Consider the following 19,245-nt stretch of genomic DNA (forward strand, 5'->3'; position numbering starts at 1 on the left):
AAGCCTCAAAATAGTGGGGAAATATTACCGGCCAGGAAAGCCTTAATAACCGGGATAACTATAAGGTTCAGGTAGGAAACGGCAGCACCCGGTATACGGAAATGGCCAAAAAGAAGCAAAAGCCAGGCGCAGCTCCCTTGGGGCTGTGCCTGGCTTTTGGTTAATTTTGTTCTCGCTGCGCTCGTCCAGCTGGGCGAAATGAACGGTAAAAATCCCGTTGATTCCGGCGCAGACGGGTAATTTGACGGAATCAACGGTAAAAATCCCGTTGATTCCGGCGCAGACAGGCAATTTGGCGAAATGAACGGTAAAAATCCCGTTGATTCAAGCCGCCGGTGGGCCGAACGCTTGAATCAACCCGGCGACATTGCTTCAGTGCTCCTTAGGCTTCCATTTTCTGCGCCGTATAGAGCCGGTAGTAAAGGCCGCGGCTTGCGATCAGCTCATCATGGGAGCCGCTTTCCGCGATACCTTTGTTCGACACATACATAATGCGGTCGCAGTTTTTCACGGTAGACAGGCGGTGCGCGATAATGAACGAGGTGCGCCCCTTGAGCAGTTCGTTAAGGCCCTTCTGCAGCAGCCGCTCGGTCTTGGCGTCGATGGAGGAGGTGGCTTCGTCCAGAATCAGAATACGCGGGTCAGCCAGCAGCGTTCTGGCGAAGGAGATGAGCTGCCGTTGGCCTTGCGAGAGCTTGGAGCCGCGCTCATTCACCTCCGTCATATACCCGTGTTCGAACTCGCGGATGAATTCGTCCGCACAGACCGTCTTCGCCGCAGCAATAACCTCTTCCTCGGTTGCATCGAGTTTGCCGTAACGGATATTGTCCAGGATCGTCCCGGAGAAGATAAAGCTGTCCTGCAGCATAATTCCCATCTGGCTGCGCAGGGATTTCATGGTGACCTGCGAGATATCCTGGCCATCAATCAGGATGCTGCCGCCGGTAAGATTATAGAAGCGGGAGATCAGGTTGACGACCGTTGTTTTGCCCGCGCCGGTCGGTCCGACAAGGGCGACACTCTCACCTGCCTGAACATTAAAGGAGATATTCTCCAGGATGTTCAGTCCAGGATCATAGGCAAAGGTTACGTCGTCGAAGGTGACCTGGCCCCGAACAGGCAGCAGTTCCTCCGCACCGGGGATATCGCTTACCGTAACCGGTTCATCCAGCGTTTCAAAGATACGCTCCAGATAGGCGACAGCATTTATGAAGTTGTTATACAGGTTCGAGAGATTCAGGATCGGCTGCCAGAAGCGGGCGGCGTAGGTGCTCATGGCGAGAATGACGCCGAAGGTGGCATCTTGCGGGCTCAGCGTGAGCAGGCCTACCAAAAAGATCAGTGTTGTAACGATCGTTGCCAGATTGTCGACAGAGAACGGAATCAGCGCGTTAAAACGCAAGGCCCGCATCCACTCTGTCCGGAAATTGCCGGCCAGACGGGTGAAGATGCCTTCATTGCGCTGTTCCCGTGAGAACATCTGGGTGACACCGATTCCGCTGATGCTCTCCTGCAGGTAGGCATTCAGGTTGGAGCTCTTATTGGATACCGCTTGCCATGCCCGGCGCTGCCGGGTTTTGATCAGCAGCATGATGCCGAGGAATACAGGCAGTCCGGCCAGTGTCACGAAGGAGAGCCGGACATCAACGGCGAACATGAAGGCGGCAATGAACACCAGATTCACGATTTCCAGAATAAAGTTGATAATACCGTTGGACAGCACATCGGAAACCGAGTTGACGTAGTTGACAACCCGGATGAGGATTTTTCCCTGCGGGCGGTCGTCATAATATTTGAAGGGCAGTTCCTGCAGATGCTTGAACAAATCCGTACGGATGTCAAAAATAATGTCCTGCCCGACGCTCGTCATAATGCGTGAACGGATGGTCGCCAGAATGACGCTGACCACGATGGTCAGCAGCATCAGCACCGACCAGCCGACCAGCGCAAGCTTCGCTTTTGCCGGAATGGTTACATCCACGACATGCTGCATAATCAGCGGGGCCGACAGCGAAATGGCGGCGGATAAGGCGCTGAGAATGAACGCAATAATCATCGGTTTCTGCTTCCGTTTGATGTACACCATTGCACGCCGGAAGTGTTTGATATTAAATGGAGATTCCAGATTTTCGTCGACGTCGAATTTATTCCTTGCCATGCTGGCTCACCTGCCTTCCAATGCCCTCGTTCTGCAGCATAAACACGTCGTAATAATAACCCCGCTTCGCCAGAAGCTCGGCATGGGTGCCTTCCTCGATCAGACGGCCGCGGTCCAGGATCAGGATACGGTCGGCTTCACAGGTTGTGGATACCCGCTGTGCAATAATGATCTTCGTGCAAGGGTATTCCAGCTCGCGCAGACTGCGCTGAATATGCTCCTCTGTCTCCAGATCGACCGCAGAGGTCGTATCGTCCAGAATCAGGATCGGACGGCGGACGGCCATCGCCCGCGCCAGCGCGATACGCTGCTTTTGCCCGCCAGACAGGCCGACACCGCGTTCCCCGACAACCGTATCGTAGCCTTCGGGCATTTTGGTGATGAATTCATGGGCGGCTGCGAGCCGGGCGTAATCCATCACCTCTTCCTCCGGAAGCTCAGGATCACCATAAGCGATGTTTCCGTCAATCGTATCGGAGAATAGGAGCACATCCTGGGTAGCCATGCCGATATTGCCCCGCAGCTCATCAAGCTCCAGTTCCCGCACATCAACGCCATCCACGAGTACACGTCCCGAAGTTACATCGTAGAACCGGGGGATCAGATTGACGATGGTTGTCTTGCCCGCACCCGTTGAGCCCATAATGGCTACGGTTTCACCAGGCTCCACCGTGAAGCTGACATCGTCCAGTACGACGGCACTGTCGTATTTGAAGCTGACATTCTGAAACTCGATACGGCCCTCATAACGGCGTTTATCAACAGGATTGTGCTCGTTTGCAATCGCCGGCCGGGCATAGTAAATATCGACGATTTTGGATAGACTGGCAAAAAAACGCTGGATATCATTGATAATAATACCGATATTGCGCATCGGGTTCGAAATGGCCCAGATGAGTGAGGAGAAGGCTGCGAATTCACCAAAGGTAATCCGGCCGTCCATCAGATAAAGTCCGCCGGCGATCATCAGAATAACGTTGAAGCCTTGAGCGAAGGTCTCCAGGTAAGGGAAATAATCAAGCCAGACGAGTGCGGCTTTCTTATTGGCTACCGAATAGTTCACATTCTTGTCTGTGAATTTCTCAATTTCGAATTCCTCGCGGGCGAACGCCTTGACGACCCGGTTGCCGGAGATATTCTCCTGGGTAGTCGTGTTAAGCTGGGACAGCCGCTCGCGCAGATCAATATACATCGGGCGGACGCGCCGCGCAAATATGTAGGCCACAATAAAAATCGGCGGCGAAAGAATCAGCATCCACAGCGTCAGCTCCGCATCAATCGTGAAGAAATAGATGACGGCAGCAGCAAAAATCGTCAGTGATTCGATGATTGTTTTGAAAATCCATGCCATCGAGTGCCGGACCATGTCCAGATCCCCTGTCATCTTGGTCATAAGGTCACCGGTGCGGTTATGGTCGTAATACTCCCTGTCCTGTCCCTGAATCTTGTTGTACAGATAAATACGGATGTTGTACATCATGTTTTGCGAGGAACGCTCGTACTGCATCGTTGTCAGATAAGCAAGACCGGTTCGCAGCAGGGAAAAGCCGATCATGCCCAGACAAAGCGCAATCAGAAGCCCGCGTTCCTCTGTCAGATTCTGCACTGCATTATCGCCGGCTATAAACGTATCGACAATGCGCTGACTGATGTACGGATTCACGATCGTAAGAGCTGAGCCTACCACCGAGAGGCAGAGTGCCACAATATACCTCGTCCGGTTCCCCTTGAGGTTCTGCCACAGCCATTTAAGCTCGAACATTTGATCACCTGTTTCTGTGTGTTCTTACACTCTTGCTGGCGAAGAGTGAATAAATCAAAGTGATTATAACACATTAAGCGGCCGCCACCCGCTGCTGTGAAGATTTCTTGTTACAATCGCTTGAACTGGAAGCTTGCACCTGCCTGGCATATAACTTCCAGTGAAAAACCCGGCGGATTCCGGCATATTACCATAATCGCAAAGTTTCCGCATGAACACCATGTGGAGAATATTTATAAATAAAGTTTCCCTTGCATATTTAAGAGAGCGTATTCAGTATTAAAATGGTAAAAATACCAATTGAACTGTCTGTACGGCAATATTCCGGATGGCAGATAGGAGACGATGTTTGTTGATCAAAGAGTTTGTGATCCGAAATGTGCGGGATGGAGAGGAAGAGAAGCTTGAGAAATTCGGTTTTGTGCTCAAAATGCTCTATCTGTATCACGGGGATCTGGATAAGAGAAATATGTTCCTGGCTGTAAAAGATGAGGAAGTGGTGGCCGTTGCCCATCTCATGCCCCATGATACATTTGATGCAGAAGGGCATGACGAAGACCCGGGCTTTGTCCGCTATCTAATCAGTGAAATCAGGTTTGCTGATGAGGATGAGGATGAGGCGATCAAAGATGCCTTGCTGGATGCGATGATTGTCCGCGCCCAAGAGATCAAGGCACAGCATCCGGATAAGCGGATTGTGATCGCCCAATATACGGATACGGATGACCTCCCGGAGCTAAGCTATTACCTGAAACGCGGGTTTACGGTTTACGATACCATTGTCGTATTCAAATATGACCTGAGCCGGGAGATTCCGCAGTATCCTTTGCCTGAGGGGGTGCAGATACGCCCCTATATGCTGGATAACAACGAAGCCCGGGAACAATATCATCAGGCAGAGCTCGCCTCCTTCGACGGTGTAACCTGGAGCATGAACCAGCTGGCCTGGATGCAGGGGGCAGAGGAAATGACGAACTTCTGCGCGTTTAGCGGGGATCGGTTCCTGGGCAACACCTCAACCTGGAGAATTGCTGAAGGTCATAGTGCAACGGAAAATGTATTCGTCATCCCGGAATGGCAGAAACAAGGGATTGCCCGGAACCTCGTTTATACCGCGCTGCAATACCTGAAAGATCAGGGCAAAACCATCGCCACCCTGGGCACCCATGGGACCAATAAAAAAGCCATCCGGCTCTATACTCAAATCGGCTACGAGCTGGACGGATTCAGGCTGACCCTGGGGTATGCGATTGATTAACCTTCCGGGAAATATATAAACGCTAAATATGGAAGGAGTCATAAATGGCAAGCATCCTAAGCAATATTGACTGGACCGGGAGAAGCAGTCTGCTTGAAAAGCTGCTGAAAGAACAGGAGCCGCTTGTCACGCAGGCCATGGCTCACGGGTTTGAAGCTGAGGTGATGAAGATCGTGTCCGGGCAGGAAAGCTTCGTGCTGAAACTCTGGAACAAAAGCTCCAGACCGGATATCGGTGCCCAGTATCATTTATTGAAGGAACTGTTTGAACGGGGGATAGCCGTCTCAGAGCCTCTGGGCTGGGGAATAGATGCTAACGGGGATAAGGTGCTGTTAACGACCTTTGACGGGACGCCCGTGAAAAAAGTGAATGCGCGGAAGCTTGCGGATATGCTGGCGAAGCTGCATCAGGTTAAAGTAAAAGACTTGCAGGGGACACATCTGCCTTTTAATGATTTTATGAAGTACTTTTTCCCGGGGGCAGAAGAGTACGCCGATATCTCCCGATTATTGATCCCCCTTATTCAGAGGGCCCAAATGAAACAGGATAGCATAATACACGGCGACTTCCATATGAACAACATTGTAGAGAAGAACGGACGCTATACGGTCATAGATTGGACGAACGGGCAGGCAGGAGATCCAGGGTATGATTTTGCCTGGAGCGTTGTACTGCTGAGAGTATATGCTTCAGCGCCGTATGCAGCAACGTTTCGTTCCGCCTACTTACAGCGATATAATATTGGGCCCGAAAAGCTTAAGATATATAAAGCGCTGGCGGTTCTCAGATGGATGCTGCTTCAGCGCAGCGGCGGTGTGCCTGTAAAGCAGGATACATTCCAGCGCATAACGGGTATTGCTGAACATAATCCGTTTCTGCAGGGATGACGATTGAACAAGCTAATAGGACTGTGTCAACCTTGACCGGGTTGACACAGTCCTTTGTTATGAGGCAAACCTGCAATAATGATTAATGGGAAGCGGACGAGGCGGCAGCAGCTGAGGACGTGGCGGCTACGGCAATAGCTGTCTGCTGGGCGATAACAATATTGGTCAGGCTGGTGGAAAGCGCCGTCGTTAAAACACCGTTTTTCAACTCGTCGATCTGCTTATAGGCAACCAGTGCAGCCGAAAGCAGCAGCAGCTCCTGCTTAGTAATAGACCAGCTGCCGAAGCCCTTTTTGGTCCGCAGTGATTCATAGGTGTCAGAGATGTTTTGCACGAGTGTTTCGTGGCCGGCAGGCAGTAACGACAGTACACCTAGTGACGAAAGGGTGTATTCCTTATCCAGCCGGATGTTCCGGCTGCGGAAAGCATCCCGCAGGGCGAGGACACGTGCGGCTGCCTCCGGAGTATCTTCACCAAGCACCAGTACCTGTGTCAGCGCCTGCACGCTGTTGCCCGACAGGAATTCCGGTTTCAGTTCAGCATAGAGCTGTTCCATTCGGGCTGTTCCGCGTTCAGGCTCAAGATCTGACAGTGCTAGCATAGCAGAGAAGATATAGTCGTCCTGTCCGGTGAGAAAACGGTGGTTCGCCTTCATGCTGTCGTAGAAATGCCGTGCTCTCTCTGCCGTCCGCTCATATTGATCCGGAGTCGTATGCGCGGCGATCTGGTAGGCGGCTACCACAAGATAATCTGAGGCCCGGAATTTCAGTCCCTTCAGCAGGTCATACACATGAAGTGTGTTTGCCAGCAGGGCTTCCTTGCCGCCTGAAAGCGACAGCATTGCTGCGATACAGACGGACAGGTTACCCCGGAAGGTAGAAAAGGGGCCGGTGGTGCTCTTGATCAAGTCACTGCTCCTGCGGATGGCATCTACATCCACCGTTTTATTCTCTGCTGTGTACAGCAGGGCGGCCAAACGGTTGATCTGTCCGCTTTTCCAGGCAAAAGCCTTCTTTACGGCCTGCGTATTCTGGGCGAATAATTCAAGCCGTGCTTCAAACTGTGCGTTCATATAGTGCTCCTCTCATAAGCCAGGTATAGTCTCACATAGATATTCTACTATAATTAACCAGCATGCATCCAAAAAAAATGGAAGTCGGTATATTTGAAAATTTATATATTCAGACATTACGGATATGCTAGAATAAGAGGGCTGCCGGAAGCCGCAGCAAGGAACTTAAGTACGAATGGAGAAATGAATAATGAATGAATTGCCGAATTGTCCGCAATGCAGCTCAGTATACACTTATGAGGATGGAGCGCAGCTGGTCTGTCCGGAATGCGGGCATGAGTGGACTGCCGGTGCAGAGAACGGGAACAGTGAAGACCTTAAGGTTGTGAAGGATGCCAACGGCAATGTCCTGAGCGACGGAGATGCTGTAACCATCATTAAGGATTTGAAGGTCAAGGGAAGCTCCTCGGTGCTGAAGATCGGCACAAAGGTGAAGAACATCCGGCTGGTTGAAGGCGATCATGACATCGACTGCAAAATTGACGGCTTTGGCGCAATGAAGCTGAAATCGGAGTTCGTCCGAAAAGCATAGAACGGTAAGCATTGAAGGAAAGCTGCGGATATTTGCCGCGGCTTTTTTTGTTTGAGATAAAGGAAACTGAGCCCGCGTGAGACATCTCAAGTGAAGTGATAATATGAAACAATGGTATTTTGATCCAAAATTATATACTATAATGGTCTTCAAGGTGAACTATCATTCGGATATCTGGAAGAACAAAGCGACTCTATCTTATTGTATAGGAGCTAACCTAATGAGTGATTTATCCAAGCTTAACAAGCAAAAATACATCTACTGGTTAAAGCAGAAAAGAAAATCAAATGGGGAACTATATTCCGATAATACAGTGAATTCGTACGCCTCATCATTATCGACCGCACCTGCCAGACTTTCAGGAATTGAATTGGAGAATACAGATGTTTACGGGATCACTTCAGCTAATTACTTTCATGAGATTAGACAGCGTATGGAAAGGGCGGAGAATTTCGAAGAGATTAACATCAAGGCTGGCAACAAAGCTTTTCAATATGCTCTTGAGTACTATGAGGATTTCTTGCGTGAACAGGAAAAGGGGAATGAATCAGTTGGTGATGCCGATGGAAGTACTTTGAACTATTCGATAACGAGCACGCCTATAAAATTTACAGCTGCTGCTGGACTGCCTACCGCACTCCTTGATAAAAATATTATTTTATATGGCCCTCCAGGTACAGGCAAAACCTACAATACGGTCACATATGCAGTCGCAATCATTGAGAACAAGCCCTTACATAACATTATGTATGAAGTAAGAACCAGAGGTTATGAAGTAATCCAGGAACGCTACCGTTCTTACAAAGAAAAGGGACTTATTGAGTTCACAACATTCCATCAATCCTATGGCTATGAGGAGTTTATTGAAGGGATTAAGCCGAAGCTTCAGCAGGGTGACGAGACAGGTCATATTGGCGATAATGTTGCGTACGAGATAAAGCCGGGAGTGTTTAAACAATTCTGTGAAAAAGCGCAGACTCCAGTTATTCAGGACAGTAATACGTACGGAATTCGTAATGAACCAGTCATATGGAAGGTCTCACTCGGCGGTTCGGGCCAAAGTGATGTGAAACAGGATTGCTTTGATAATGATAGAATCCGGATCGGGTGGGACTCTTACGGAGAACGGATTACAGATGAGACGGACTTCAGAGAATATGGCGGAGCGACGATCCTGTCCCGGTTCATGAGCGAGATGGTGATCGGTGATATTGTCCTGATTCTCCATGATGAAAAAACTATTGATGCCATCGGTGTCGTTACAGGTGAATATGAATGGCTCAATCAAATGGAGGATTACAAACGTTCCCGCAATGTAAAATGGCTTGCCAAAGATATCCGGGAGGATATTTATGCGCTCAATGGAAATAAGGTTATGACACTGGGCTCAGTATACAGGCTGAACAGAATCACGCTTGCGGATGTACTGGTCATGCTAAAAGCGAATAGCAATGTTCATAGTACAGCAATTCAGGAGAATGCAAACAATTACGTGTTTATTATCGATGAAATCAACCGCGGCAATATCTCGAAAATTCTCGGGGAGTTAATTACGCTGATTGAGCCGTCCAAACGTATTGGACAAGCAGAAGAAATCAGACTGAGGCTGCCTTACTCACAAGAAGTGTTCGGTGTTCCGGGCAATGTCTATCTGCTTGCCACAATGAACACTGCTGACCGTTCGATTGCCAGGCTGGACACTGCGCTGCGCCGCCGTTTTCATTTTGCGGAAATGATGCCGTGTCCGGAAGTGCTTGATAGTATACAGGTTGGTAATGAGGTCATTGAGTTGTCGGCCATGCTGGAAATGATGAATCGTCGTATCGAGGTACTATATGACAGGGAGCATATGATCGGGCATGCTTACTTTATGTCATTAAACAATCACTCTGCTCTGGATGATCTGGCTCACATTTTCCGCAATACGATTATCCCGCTGCTGCAGGAGTACTTTTATGAAGACTATGACAAGATCCGGCTCGTACTTGGTGACAATAACAAACCTGAGAGTGAACAGTTTATTCTGGCCAAAAAGACGGATATAACGGAGCTGTTTGGGAATATGAACGATTTTGAGTTTGATGACGAAGCAGCCTACGTGCTTAATGAAGAAGCGTTTGAAAATGCCCAAGCCTACCGCAAAATATACAGTCGCAGCTCATGATAAACCGGACGAAATATACCATTAAGGAATATGATTCATTCACTAAAAATCAGGATGTGAAGCTCCCGAACCTTCATTATATGCCTGAACCTGTTTTTGACTGTCTGGAGCAGTTTGTGTTGTCCAATCGACAGGTGTCAGATACGGATCCATTGGAGCTGATGGTGGTAACGAGCAAAAGAGGGATCGGCAAAGTTATCAGCGCCCGTAACTATGTAGGTGTGATCACCATGAATAGTGGGGTACAGATTGAGATCCTGCCTAAACTATATTCACGGAATGCGGAGAGCTCTGAGAGGGAAACCAAACAGGTTTTCCTGAAAATGCTGAAATCACTCCTACGGATACCTTTTAAGCATTTTAATTTCTCCAGTCTGAACCAGGAGAAATACAGCATTCTGGATATTTTCATCCGGATGTTCGTTGAAGAAGCCTATATTCTGGTCAAACGGGGATTGAAGTCCGCGTATACCGGACACGAGGACAACGAGTATTTCTATAAAGGCAAACTCAAATTTGCTGAACATATCCGGCTAAATGCGGTGCATAAGGAGCGCTTTTACATCGAATATGATGTATTCAGTGCAGATCGACCGGAGAACAGATTGATTAAATCAACGATCAGAGTTCTGCAGAAGGTCTGCTCCAGCAGAAAACTACAGAAGGATCTGTACACCCTGTCCACTGCATTTGAGTCTGTAGAGTTCTCGGCAGATTACAGCCAGGACTTTGCCAAAGTCACAGATGATCGGAATATGAGTGAATATGCAATAGTTCTGCAGTGGTGCAGAGTGTTTCTGTACAGAAATAGCTTTACGCCGTTTATAGGAAACGGGGTAGCATATGCTCTATTGTTTTCTATGGAAAAGGTTTTTGAAAGCTATCTTGCCGGACAATTGAAGAAAAAGCTGGCTCACCCCAAGTATTCGCTGATGACGCAACACCGGCTGTACCATCTTTTTGATGAGCCCGGGCAGCGCTTCATGCTAAAACCGGATATCGTAGTTACCTGTGCTCAGGGTACGGTTGTCCTGGATACCAAGTGGAAGAAGCTTACACCGGATGGGAATCATGGAATTTCGCAATCTGACATGTATCAGGCCTATGCCTATCATAAGAAATACTCTGCTCAAACTGTAATTCTTGTATATCCTTGGACATCAGAGGTAGCGGAGATAAAAGATCCAATCATATATAGAAGCAAGGACGGGGTTACGGTTCAGGTACATTTTGTGTATTTAGGTGAGGATACTGATGGTGTAGGGGAGTTAAGCGGTTTAATTGAGGCGGCACTTGCCGGCTTCTGAACGAGCCTTATTGTTCCAAAACGAAGTTTTGGCAGGTGATTGATTACACACCTCTATCTACCAAGTTAGATAGGGGACTTTTCCTGCCCCGAAGCGTACGTTTATAACTCAACCCGCGAAGCACAATTGCCGATAAGTAATAACAGGCGCACGTTAATTTTGCTATACATATCGCATTTAATGGGGGAAACATCAATGAAAAGGATTATTGGTTTGTTGCTGGTGCTGTTAATGGTAACACCGGCCTTTGGCACCGCTACCTATGCAAGTAACACGGTGAAGGCCACGGTGATCGGGAGCAGTACCTATTTTAACGGGGAAGAAAAGAGCTCTAACGGCTTCAATATCGCGGGCAGCAATTATTTCAATCTGCGGGATCTGGCCCGGAATTTCTCGGGAACCCCGAGCCAGTTCGATATTACCTGGAATCAGGAGAATAAGGCCATCGAAATCGTAACAGGCAGGGCGTATACGCCTCAAGGGACGGAAGACAGTATGTATTTCAGCCGGAGCCGAGCTTATCCTGCCACGCTGTCCACCTCCAAGGTAATGATCGACGGGGTGCTGCAGTCTATTAAGGCCTACAATATTGAGGGGAGCAATTACTTTCAATTAAGAGATTTGGCCGGCAAAATCCCCTTCGAGCTGGAGTATGACAGTCAGTTGAACCGGCTGGTGATGTTCTCCAGAACACCGGACAATGCGTATCGTACCCAAGCATCCGGGGAAGCGGTGAATAATGCCGAGTCTGCTTACTTTCCAAGATGGAAAAGTACAGTGTCGTCGTACCTTGTCAGTAACTCAGACGGGACGGTAAGTGTCGTAGAGGCGGGCAAAGAGGTCACGATTGACACGTACAATGCAAACTATGAACGAACTGCAACGCAAAAGATTCCCTATGAGCTTCCGCTGTTCGGCGGCTTTTATAGCGGTGAGCAATATAATTATATTGCGTATGGACAAGAGAACCGGGAAGAGAACGACAGCAAAGAAGTAATCCGTATTGTTAAATACGATAAAAGCTTCAACAGAATCAGCAGTGTCTCTATTACGGGCGGTCAGAGCTACACCATAATACCTTTTGAAGCTGGGTCCGGAAGAATGTCCGAGTCAGGGGATACTCTGGTGTTCCATACCTCGCGTAAAAGATACACCACAGAGGACAAATTGAATCATCAATCCCAGCTTACAATTATCGTAAATACCTCTAGCATGACCGTAACCAATGATCTGGGACGCTTCCAGAAAAATCATGTGAGCCACTCTTTTGATCAATACGTGCTGTTTGACGGGGGTGCACAGGTACTTGTGGATCATGGGGATGCTTATCCCCGTTCGGTTGTTCTGCATAAAGGAGACGGAAAGAGTTACAGCGAGGTGGATTTGTTCAATATCCCGGGTAGAATCGGAGCGAATACAACCGGGGTTTCCATTGGCGGGTTTGAGATGTCCTCAAGCAGCTATATTACCGCTATGAATTCAATTGACCATTCGTTGGTCAGCGAGTATACCTCTTATGAGATGGTGGGTCTGGAGACGGATCAGCGGGATGTCATTCTGAGTGTGTTGCCAAAAAGCAGCTTGAACAGAGCCTCCGTTCATACGATTACACTGGCTAAATATGTGGGCACGGACCGGATAGCGTCCATTCCTAAGCTTGTTCCGATAGCGGATGACCGAATGATGGTGCTGTGGCAGGAGTTCGATAAAGAAAATCATCCCGGTGATGTGAAATATGTGTTTATCGATGGAAACGGCAAAGCTGCCGGGGATATTCAGAGTATCAAATATTTTGCACTGTCTGAATGCAATCCGGTGGTCAGCGGCGGCAAGGTTATCTGGTACACTAACAGCAATGGGTCCCGGATGTTTTATACGATTCCTGTGAAGGGATAACGGATAGCGGACACCGACACGGAGGATTTAAACCACCTTGAACAAGTTAATCAAAGCAGCTTCCATGATCGTATTGCCCTTATTGTTAATGGTACTTACTTATCTGGCTTATAAGAACGTGCAGACCTTGTCCGTTCCGCAGCTGGAGTTGCTGAAGCTGGCACCCTACGCCGTTTTTCTGACCGGGGGTGTCCTCGCCTGGAAATTTAACCGCAGCCGGGAATTTTTCCTGATAGTTATTTTTACGCTGGCTGCTGCTTCGCTGCAGTATTTACCGGAGCTTCCGGGAACGGGCGCAGCCATGGCGCTACCTGATCTGTACGTTATCCTGTGTGTGCTGCTGCCGGTGAATATTCTGATCTTTTCCTTCTTCAAGGAACGGGGAATATTCAGCTTATGGGGATGGATCCGGCTGGGGTTGATTGCGGCAGAAGCGGCGGCAGCCGTCTGGGCGATGCTCCCGGAGAGGCGCGGTCTGCTGGAGCAGCTGCAGCTGGAGCTGCTTCCTGTGAACTTGCAGGGGCTGACGCCTTTGTCCCAGCTGTCCCTGATGATCTTCATAATCACCTTTATCCGGCTGCTGATCCGGCAAATGTCCTACAGGTCTTCGCAGGATGTTGCTTTTATGGCGGTGCTGCTGGGGATGCTCTACGTACTGTGCCTAGATCATGATCCAGTCGCCTACGCCTTGCTGTGGACAATGTCAGGCATCATTCTGATTACCTCGATTATTCAAGATTCATATGCCATGGCTTTCTCCGATGAGCTTACCGGCCTGCCTTCCAGACGGGCATTGAAGCAGGACATGCTGAAGCTGGGGATGAACTATGCGATTGCCATGCTGGACATTGACCATTTCAAAAAATTCAATGATACCTATGGCCACGATACTGGAGACGAGGTGCTGAAGCTGGTGGCTTCGATTGTTAAGGACGTGACCGGGGGAGGCAGAGCCTTCCGCTATGGCGGGGAGGAGTTCACCATTTTGTTCCCGGGCAAAAGCATCCAGGAGGCTATGCCGCATCTGGAACAGCTAAGAGAGAAGGTCGCCAAGCGCGGGTTCACAGTAAGGGCGCAGAGCCGGGGCAAAGGGAAGGCTAAACGCAAATCAAAATCGCGCAGCGGGGGAGCAGGCAAACAAATCTATATCACGATCAGCATCGGGATTGCCCAAAAGAACGAGAAGAGCAAAACCCCGGATGCAGTCATGAAAGCGGCGGATACCGCCTTATACCGGGCAAAGAAGAAGGGCAGAAACTGCGTCAGCAAGTAGCTGTATACATAAATCATTTAGGAAACAGGATCATTTTAGCTGAAGACTTTTAAGCACAACTGGGTCGTCCCTTCGTAAAGGGGTGGCCCAGCTTTATGTTTAGCAAGCGGGATTATGGTTACATAAAGAGAGTCAAAGCGTTTCTAATATTAATTGACCCATAGTCATTACCAAGGTGGAAATCACAGAGGAGGAATGCACAATGAGCGATCAATATAAGATTCAGGATCCTGCGACCCAATATCCCAAAGCAACACCGGAATATCAGCAGCAGCAGCCAGCCCCAGGACTGGAAACCGCGATGCATCCGAAGCCGGATGATGGTGCGGAGACCTATCGCGGCAGCGGGCGGCTTACCGGACGTAAAGCGGTGGTCACTGGAGCAGACAGCGGGATTGGCCGCGCGGTGGCGATAGCTTTTGCCCGTGAAGGGGCCGATGTGCTTCTGGCTTATATGCCGGAGGAAGAGGCTGATGCACGGGAAGTAGTGAAGCTTGTGGAGGAAGCTGGACGTAAGGCGGTTGCCATGCCGGGCGATCTCAAAGACGAGCAGTACTGCGAACAGCTGATTGCTGCCGCTGTGGAGCAGCTCGGCGGGATCGATATTCTGGCGAATATCGCGGGCATGCAGCAATTTGTGCCGGATATCGCTGATCTGACGACAGAGCAATTCGATGCCACCTTCAAGACCAATGTATATTCGCTGTTCTGGCTCTGCAAGGCGGCTATTAAGCATATGAAGCCGGGCAGCACCATTATCAATACATCCTCCATCCAGGCCTATACGCCTGCACCGATCCTGCTGGATTATGCAACGACAAAGGCAGCGATTAACACCTTCAGTAAATCGCTTGCCCAGCAGGTTGCCGAAAAGGGGATCCGCGTGAATGTGGTGGCTCCCGGACCGGTATGGACTCCGCTGCAGGTGAGCGGCGGCCAGCCGGTAGAGGCGCTGAAGGACTTCGGCGCCAAAACGCCGCTCAGCCGTCCCGGCCAGCCGGCCGAAATGGCTCCGGCCTACGTGTTCCTGGCCAGTCAGGAATCCAGCTATATCAGCGGCGAAACGCTGAATGCGAACGGCGGCATGCCGACGCCTTAAGGGAATAGCTGGAATTGTCCCGTGATGATAAACTAAATATAACCAGCAATGAAGTTGGCGCGTGCCGGTTCCTAACCGGTACGCGCTGTTTGCTTAGCGGAAGGGGAAGTCTGGCATGGGACAAAGAGCGAATCTGATTATAGTCAGAGAACAGGCTTATGAGTTGTATTATAGTCACTGGTGTGCGAATACTTTGCCGGCTGATTTATTCTGGGGGCCGGAGTATGCTCTGTCATTCATAGAAAGGCAGACCCGGGCGGTGGAATCCGGACCGGGATGGCTGAATGAGGTGTGGGCGGAAGGCGGCGCAGTAATAGATTTGGAGAAGAGGAAGCTGGTATTTTACGGCGGCGAAGATATTCTCCTGGATATCCCCCTGCGAACCCTCTTTTTAAGGCTTATGGGAAGTATCTGGCAGGGGTGGGAGATCACCTGGGCCTATGAAGGCATAGTTGATCTTGCATCCTATGTAGGCTATCCCCAAGAAGCACTGTTAGCGGAACGTGAAGCATATACCGGTGATATGACTCTGGCTCCCTCATCACCAAGGGAATGGGTTGACCTGGTTGCAAGTGTGAAATTTGCCGATGATGACCTGCTGTTATTCCCTTTGGCCGGAGAGCTTGCAGCTTATCTGTTGAGCGGTCCCGCGTTCATTAACCGCATAAATAAGTCATATGGTTACCGAAGTTTAGCGCTAAGCGAATGGACGGAGGATTTTCCGGCTGCAGGCTTTCATATTGACGTTACGCAAAAAAGGATCGAGATCTGGCATGCCAAAGATTTTGCGGCAGCTCAAACCCGGATTCAGTCTGAATGGCCGGGCTGGGAGGTCATTGATCATTGCGGCGATTACGAATCGCAAGTCAGGGGAACCGGAGGTGCTTTGAAATTACAGGTCGCAGATGAGCAGCACTTGATGGATCGACTGCGAAACCTGTTACTGAAGGACTTCGTGTCCAATCCTGTGGATACGCTCACTTACTTTGCACAGAGGGAAGCAGAGGCAGGGAAAACCGTAGAAATTAATCCCTATGCCTTGAAGTATGATACATACCGGTTACCCGGAGAACGAAAAGTTGAGCTGTGGGATTCTGCAGTCAGTAAGCTCCGGATGCACAACCAGCAATTGTTAAAAGGATTACCCGAAGATCACGGCCTATCTTGCCGTACACTGCTGGACTTCTTCTCGCAAATCGAACAGTCGGCTCTCGCCGTCAACACCTTCATACTGCTGCAGGACGGGGTGGTTACGTCAGCATTTGCCCGGGCTCCTTATCGTCTGGATCAGCCGCAGCTGCTGTATTCTCTGAGCAAAAGTATCACCTCTATAGCAGTTGGGATTGCCATTGACGAAGGGCTTTTGACGCTTGCGGACACCGTCATATCCTTCTTTCCGGCGAAACTTCCAGGGAACATTTCACCCAATCTGGCCCGGATGACGGTACACCATCTGCTGTCGATGAACGCAGGCCATCACGATAATATTTACGGCGCTGTGGCGCAGGAAGAAGACTGGGTGCGGGCTTTTCTGGCGCAGGAGGTTCCGCATGAGCCGGGAAGTCATTATGTATACAGTACCCACTGCACTTATATGCTGTCCGCGATTATTGAGCAGGTTTCCGGCCAGAGTCTGGTTGATTTTTTGCAGCCGCGCTTGTTTGAACCTTTGGAGATCCCAAGACCTGTGTGGGAAACCTGTCCGTTGGGGATTACGGCTGGAGGAATGGGCCTGAGCCTGTCTACCGAAAGTATCGCCAAATTCGGCCAGATGCTGCTGAATAAAGGAGAGTACGCCGGAAAAAGAATCGTATCTGAGCGTTATCTCGCCTTAGCTACCTCGGAACAGAGCGATAACCGCCTGTCTGCCCCGAAAGACCGTACCGATTCCGCCCAGGGATACGGATATCAGTTTCACCTGTGCCGCAGGGGCTGCTACAGAGGGGACGGTTCTTTTGGCCAGCTCTGTCTGGTCGCTCCCCGGGAACAAATTGTCATAGCGGCAACGGCCGCGTTCGGGAGCATGCAGCAGCTGCAGACACTGCTAGATTTCATCTATGAATATATTATTGACCGGTTAGACCGCGAGGAAGCTTATAACCATGCAGATACACTTGAACTGCAAAACAAATTAGCCGCTTGGACTTATCCTCTTCCACCGGTTCAGCCCGTTCCAAGCCCGGCTTTTTATTGTGGCCGCAAAGGTTACCGCCTGGCTGACAATCCTCATGGGCTGAGGGAGATCGTATTGGAGATACAGGAAAATCGGCTGACGGTTCAGCTGAGCTATGGGGATGAGCGGGATAATGTGCTGCCGTTCAGTTTTACAGAAATGCTGCACGCGCAGGATGTTTTCTACAAAGATCTGTCTCTGCACCGGCAAGAGGTAGTTACTTCGGCGGCCTGGCAGGATCGGCACACCCTCCAGCTCACCCTGTTGTACATCGAGACTCCTTACGTAGTTACCTATACATTCGGATTCCGTGAAGAGGAAATCGATGTGGAGTTCCAGATTAATGTGTCTTTGAATATTCCGGAGTACAGCACAACCGGCGTAATCGTGCTGAACGAAGGTTCATAAAATTAAGGATTAGAACTGAAGGGTAGGCAGCGTCGGTCTTGGAACTAGCCGGGTTTTTATCCAGCGGGTATGTGAAGCATTTGGAATGGCCCCGAAATAAGCTGCGAGGAAGGAGGATAGCTAACGTGGACAAAAGGTTCATTAAAGCTCATATAAGTTGGAAAAAAGACCCCAGTAAGTTTCCGGTGAACGAGTGGATGCGTGATATAGTTGTACACTATGGTGAAATCAAGGATAAGATACTTTATGGTGATACATGGACTGTGCTAGTAAGGATAACAAGACATATTGAGGGTACATGGGATACATATGCCGATGTGGCATTCATAGTTGACGAAGCACCTTGGGAATTGCTTGAGACAGGTTATCGCTTTAATCTTTGGGCGGGAAAGGATATTGCAATAGTCACGATTATCTAAGTGTAAGTCTTCTTTGAACAAACAATATCGGCAGACCACAGCTTGAGACATGAGCGGTCTGTTTTGCTGTGTAACGCGGGCTATACACCAAGATTCATGCTATAGTTAGTCCGAATAGCTTGTTTCCCAATTTACATGAAAAAGATGGTGGCCATGCAGATTCAACTCGAAGATCAAACTTTCACCCTTAGTGTCCAATACAGTAAACGCAAAAAAATTTCTCTGCAAATCGATGGAGCAGGCCGGATCACCGTGAAGGCTCCGAAGGGAACAACTGAAGAAGTTATTCTAAGTGCAGTACAGGGGCACAGCGGATGGATTACGGAGAAGCTGCGCGAACAGGCTGCGGCCCGGCAGGTACCGAAGGCGAAGGAATATCAGGAGGAGGGCAGCTTTCTGTACCTCGGTAAGGAGTTCCCGCTGCATGAACTGATTACAACCGGTGAGCGGGATGCCGAGGCACTGAAGGCGGAGCTGAAGAAGTTCTATTTTAACAGCCTGAAGAAAATAGTAAACGAGCGGATGCCCCAGTATCAGAACCAGCTGAAAGTAAAACCGAAGTCGTTCGAGATCGTAGAATCCCGGACCAAGTGGGGGAGCTGCAGCAGCGATAAGAAGCTGACCTTCAATTACCGTCTGGCGATGGCGCCGCCCGAGGTTATTGATTATGTAATTATTCATGAGCTGTGCCATCTTCTGCATATGAATCATGACCGGTCCTTTTGGCGGCGGCTCGGGAGTGTTATGCCGGATTACAAAAGACAGGAAGAATTTCTGGCCCGCTTCGGTCAGTTTATGACGCTCTGAGCTGCCAAGAACAAAAACAAGGGGATCCGC

14 protein-coding genes are annotated in these 19,245 nt (G+C 49.5%); 11 read left to right on the top strand and 3 right to left on the bottom strand.

Features of this window, described 5'->3' with window-relative positions; translation table 11 throughout:
- Positions 1–382 precede the first annotated feature (382 nt).
- Together JRJ22_RS03055 and JRJ22_RS03060 are read right to left on the bottom strand one after the other, a co-directional pair.
- Complete coding sequence (locus tag JRJ22_RS03055; protein WP_206103185.1) at positions 383–2,158, bottom strand: ABC transporter ATP-binding protein; 1,776 nt, start codon at positions 2,156–2,158, stop codon at positions 383–385.
- Complete coding sequence (locus JRJ22_RS03060; RefSeq protein ID WP_206103186.1) at positions 2,145–3,920, bottom strand: ABC transporter ATP-binding protein; 1,776 nt, start codon at positions 3,918–3,920, stop codon at positions 2,145–2,147. Before JRJ22_RS03060 ends, JRJ22_RS03055 begins: the two co-directional genes overlap by 14 nt.
- A 352-nt stretch (positions 3,921–4,272) precedes the next feature.
- Between JRJ22_RS03060 and JRJ22_RS03065 the strand changes: the two genes are divergently transcribed.
- Both JRJ22_RS03065 and JRJ22_RS03070 read left to right on the top strand, forming a co-directional pair.
- The gene (locus JRJ22_RS03065) at positions 4,273–5,178 is read left to right on the top strand and encodes a GNAT family N-acetyltransferase (protein WP_206103187.1); all 906 of its coding nucleotides are present in this window, start codon (positions 4,273–4,275) and stop codon (positions 5,176–5,178) included.
- A 44-nt stretch (positions 5,179–5,222) separates the two neighbouring features.
- Entirely contained in the window at positions 5,223–6,065 is an 843-nt protein-coding gene (locus JRJ22_RS03070) for an aminoglycoside phosphotransferase family protein (RefSeq protein WP_206103188.1), read from the top strand.
- 82 nt (positions 6,066–6,147) lie between these two features.
- Here JRJ22_RS03070 and JRJ22_RS03075 read toward each other — a convergent pair whose 3' ends face one another.
- Positions 6,148–7,137: a DUF4003 family protein gene (locus JRJ22_RS03075; RefSeq protein ID WP_206103189.1), complete on the bottom strand. Its 990-nt coding sequence runs from the start codon at positions 7,135–7,137 to the stop codon at positions 6,148–6,150.
- Positions 7,138–7,327: 190 nt separating this feature from the next.
- Between JRJ22_RS03075 and JRJ22_RS03080 the strand changes: the two genes are divergently transcribed.
- The 9 genes from JRJ22_RS03080 (at position 7,328) to JRJ22_RS03120 (ending at position 19,215) form a co-directional block, all read left to right on the top strand.
- Positions 7,328–7,669 (top strand): zinc ribbon domain-containing protein YjdM, encoded by a 342-nt coding sequence (locus tag JRJ22_RS03080; RefSeq protein WP_206103190.1) that lies wholly within the window; start codon positions 7,328–7,330, stop codon positions 7,667–7,669.
- Positions 7,670–7,889: 220 nt separating this feature from the next.
- Entirely contained in the window at positions 7,890–9,833 is a 1,944-nt protein-coding gene (locus JRJ22_RS03085) for an AAA family ATPase (protein WP_206103191.1), read from the top strand.
- On the top strand, positions 9,830–11,140 hold the full coding sequence (locus tag JRJ22_RS03090; protein WP_206103192.1) for an McrC family protein: 1,311 nt from the start codon (positions 9,830–9,832) through the stop codon (positions 11,138–11,140). The genes JRJ22_RS03085 and JRJ22_RS03090 overlap by 4 nt, the downstream gene beginning before the upstream one ends.
- A 195-nt stretch (positions 11,141–11,335) precedes the next feature.
- A complete protein-coding gene (locus tag JRJ22_RS03095; protein ID WP_206103193.1) occupies positions 11,336–13,036 on the top strand; it encodes a hypothetical protein in 1,701 nt (566 codons plus the stop codon).
- Positions 13,037–13,073: 37 nt separating this feature from the next.
- Positions 13,074–14,309 carry a GGDEF domain-containing protein gene (locus JRJ22_RS03100; RefSeq protein ID WP_206103194.1) on the top strand — a complete coding sequence of 412 codons (1,236 nt, stop codon included), beginning with the start codon at positions 13,074–13,076 and terminating at the stop codon, positions 14,307–14,309.
- A gap of 202 nt (positions 14,310–14,511) precedes the next feature.
- Complete coding sequence (locus tag JRJ22_RS03105; RefSeq protein WP_206103195.1) at positions 14,512–15,408, top strand: SDR family oxidoreductase; 897 nt, start codon at positions 14,512–14,514, stop codon at positions 15,406–15,408.
- A gap of 115 nt (positions 15,409–15,523) precedes the next feature.
- The gene (locus tag JRJ22_RS29100) at positions 15,524–17,989 is read left to right on the top strand and encodes a serine hydrolase domain-containing protein (protein ID WP_232381016.1); all 2,466 of its coding nucleotides are present in this window, start codon (positions 15,524–15,526) and stop codon (positions 17,987–17,989) included.
- Positions 17,990–18,114: 125 nt separating this feature from the next.
- The gene (locus JRJ22_RS03115) at positions 18,115–18,408 is read left to right on the top strand and encodes a hypothetical protein (RefSeq protein ID WP_206103196.1); all 294 of its coding nucleotides are present in this window, start codon (positions 18,115–18,117) and stop codon (positions 18,406–18,408) included.
- A 153-nt stretch (positions 18,409–18,561) separates the two neighbouring features.
- Complete coding sequence (locus JRJ22_RS03120) at positions 18,562–19,215, top strand: M48 family metallopeptidase (RefSeq protein WP_206104956.1); 654 nt, start codon at positions 18,562–18,564, stop codon at positions 19,213–19,215.
- The last annotated feature ends 30 nt before the right edge of the window (positions 19,216–19,245 follow it).

The organism is Paenibacillus tianjinensis (genome assembly GCF_017086365.1).
In the GTDB taxonomy this organism is placed as follows: Bacteria; Bacillota; Bacilli; order Paenibacillales; family Paenibacillaceae; genus Paenibacillus_AQ; species Paenibacillus_AQ tianjinensis.